Below are 2,977 nucleotides of genomic sequence, written 5' to 3'. Positions count from 1 at the left end.
GCCCCCGCCCGGCCGCATCCCCCACTCGCCCAGCACCCGGTCACGGTGGAGCGCGCGGGCCGTGAGTTCGCGGAGCTGGGTGTGGGTGTCCGGCGGGAGGACCAGGTCGTCCCAGGTCACCGTGGGTTCGATGCGACGGGCCAGCCGGTCCAGGCCCGCCGCGTTCTGGGCGCGGGCGCCACACCGTACGTGGTCCGCGGTGAGCTCGCCGCCCGCCAGCCGGGCCGCCTGGGCGGCTGAGCGGGCGGCCCCGGTGATCTGTTCCGGGGTGAGGAGGAACGGGGCCAGCAGGTGCTCCGGGGCGATGGCGGGCGGGAGCGACGCGGACGTCCCGGGCGCGTGGCCGGACCCGTGGCCGTGCCGGCTCTCAGGCGCGTGCCCCTGCGCGGACACGCGCTCGTACGCGTCCCGCCACAGCGCCCCCCGCGCCGACGGCTCCACCCGGGGCGCGTGCAGCAGCAGCGGCGGGGCGACCGACCAGGACGCGTCCCAGGGCGCCCGGCCCACCAGGACCGTCGGGACCGGGGTGGCCGTGGTGGCCGGGGTGGCCGTGGTGGCCGTGGTGGCCGTGGTGGCCGTGAGGAGCCTGAGCAGCCCCGGGCGCTCCCTGGACACCGCGTCCAGCGGCGCGCAGACCAGGCCCGCCCCGGTCAGCCGCGCCTCCCGGACCAGGGCGCTCACCGCCTCGGCGGGCGACGGGTCCTCCGCCAGCCGGGCCAGGTCCAGGCCCAGGACCCTCCGGCCCGCCCGCGTCAGCGCCGACGCGGCGAGCGCCGTGCCCGCGCCGCCCTGGTCCTCGCTCAGGTAGGCCAGCCGGACGCCGTCGGCGAGGACCCCGGCGAGCGGGGCAGGGTCGCCCACCCCGGGCACGGCCTGCCACGGGGCCAGCAGGTCCGCCAGTCGCGGGTCCGGGGTGTCGTCGCCCAGCAGGTGCGCGGCCACCCGGTCCGGCACTCGCAGCGCCCGGCTCAGGAACGGGCGGTGCAGGTCCTCCGCCAGGAGCAGACCGCCGGCCCGGAGCGGCGCCCCCGCCGCCAGCCGGGCCCGGGCCGCGGGATCGGAGAGGGCCGCGCCGCACAGGCCCAGGGCCAGTCCGATGGACGGGCGGCGCCGGGACACGTCGTCGTTCAGATAGCCGTAGAACGCCTCGAAGCGGTCGTCCAGATCCGGTACGAGCGCGATGAGCAGGATCTCCGTGTCGAGCGGAGTGAGGCCGAAGTCCCGGGCGAGGCACGCCAGTCGGGAGCCCGGCTCCCCCTCGGCCGGAGGTGCGCCCGGCTCGCCCCCACCCAGCGCCGGGAACCCCCTCGCCCCCTCCTCGTCCAGCAGCCGCACGATGTTCTCGTCCGTCAGATACAGCCCCCGGAAGTCGTCGTCCGGGTCCGGATCGGTGCTCCGCCGCAGCTCCACCGCGTGCCGGATGCGCCGCTCCACGGCCGCCGCCCGGGCGAGCAGATGGCGGAGGTCCGGGCCGACGACGTCCAGCGGCGTCATACGTCCCCTCTCTCACGTGGCGTACCCCGTCTCTCAGGTGGCGTGCCCCGCCGCTCCGTGATCCGCAGCGACACCGCCCGTCCGTGCACCCCGCCCGGGGGCACGGAGGAAGGCTCCCGGACCGGCCGGCCGGGGCGCGACCCGTACACCGGCAGACCCGGCCGCCCCGGTTGTGTCTCCGTCGTGCCCGCACCCTCCCCGGGAACCGGCGCGGGTACGTCCCCGAACTGCGCCCGCAGCCCCTCGTCGCCCACCGGCGGGCCCGCCTCGTAGACCGGCGAAGCCGTCACCGGGACGCTGATCACCAGGTCCAGCGACGGCTTCAGCTCGCCCCCGAGCGCGCTCCACACATCGGCGAACGACCGGTCCTCCGGCGGCGGCAGCGCGATCGACATCGGGACGGCGGCCCCGACCTCGGCCAGCGAGCCCGCCAGCCGCTCCGGCGGCAGCGCCTCGTACCGCAGCAGACAGGCCAGCAGGGAGGAGAGCAGCCGGTGTTCGTCCTCGGGGCGCTTCGTCCACGCCGTGATCAGGTACGACAGTTTGAAGAAGCGCGGCGGGCGGCGCCGGGCGACGATCGCCCCGCGCTCGTCGTACTCGTTGTGCAGGCCGCGCTCCCGCCGCCGCATGTCCTCGCGGATGTCGTAGAGGTAGAGATTGACCATCGGGGCGTTGACCTTGGCCGCCCACTCCCGGGTCGGGGCGTCGAAGACCACCGCGATCTGGCGGCCCTCCAACACCTCGGCCCGGATCAGGGCCCGCAGGACGTCGTCCACCTCATGGATCATCCGGCGACCGCCTCCGAAGCGAAGAGCCCACTCATGACCGGCCCGCGAAGTCCGGGGGCTGGAGGTTGTGCTGGACGACCAGGACCGGTTTCCGGAGGCGCGGGAGATCGCGGGCCTCGGCGCGCAGCACGCGCGGGCCCAGCGTGTCCTTGCGCAGGACCAGCACCTGCACCTCGAAGGTGCCGTCCCGGCCCACCCGTACGCCGGACCGGTCCGCGGTGATGCCGATGTTCCACGTGAAACGTACGGTCTCGCCCGGCGGATAGTCCTTGCCCCGGGCCAGTACCGGCTGCCCCGGCTTCGCCACCTGCGGGGTCACCGTCAGCGAGGGCTTGAGAACCCTCAGCCGGTCCACGTCCCGGTTGTTCGCCGCCCGCCCGTCGGGCAGGGTGCCGCGCACCGTGGCCCGTACATCACCGGTGACCGCCGCCCGGTAGGTCGCCGTCTGCGTCACCACGACCCGGGCACCGGCGGCGATCGTGCAGGGCCGCGCCGCCGTGCACCGGCTCGGACCGGACAGGCTCCGGTCCCTCGACTCGCCCGTCCTCGGCCAGGCCGTCCCGAGGACGACGCCGGTCGCCGTGTCCGGGCCCGCGTTGGTGATCGTGAACCGGGCGGCGGCGGGCCGCCCCACGTACGTACGGTCCGGGCTGACATCGGCCCGTACCGCGATGTCCGAGGCCGGGGGCGGGGGC

Annotated in this window: 2 protein-coding genes and 1 pseudogene; all 3 read right to left on the bottom strand. The window is 76.2% G+C overall.

Translation table 11 applies throughout. The annotated features are described in order from the left end of the window. On the bottom strand, positions 1 to 1,494 hold a 1,494-nt coding region (locus tag HET64_RS37950), incomplete at its 3' end, for an ATP-binding protein (RefSeq protein WP_215111772.1). Continuing rightward, positions 1,491 to 2,282, bottom strand: a complete 792-nt coding sequence (locus tag HET64_RS37945; RefSeq protein WP_215111771.1) for a DUF4255 domain-containing protein — start codon at positions 2,280 to 2,282, stop codon at positions 1,491 to 1,493. The genes HET64_RS37945 and HET64_RS37950, both read right to left, overlap by 4 nt. 31 nt (positions 2,283 to 2,313) lie before the next feature. Continuing rightward, positions 2,314 to 2,977, bottom strand: a pseudogene (locus tag HET64_RS37940) (DUF11 domain-containing protein); the annotation flags it as partial.

Source organism: Streptomyces sp. McG3 (assembly GCF_018619185.1).
In the GTDB taxonomy this organism is placed as follows: domain Bacteria; phylum Actinomycetota; class Actinomycetes; order Streptomycetales; family Streptomycetaceae; genus Streptomyces.
The sequence above is the reverse complement of the archived record's forward strand: the minus strand, read 5'-3'. Positions and strand labels throughout refer to the sequence as shown.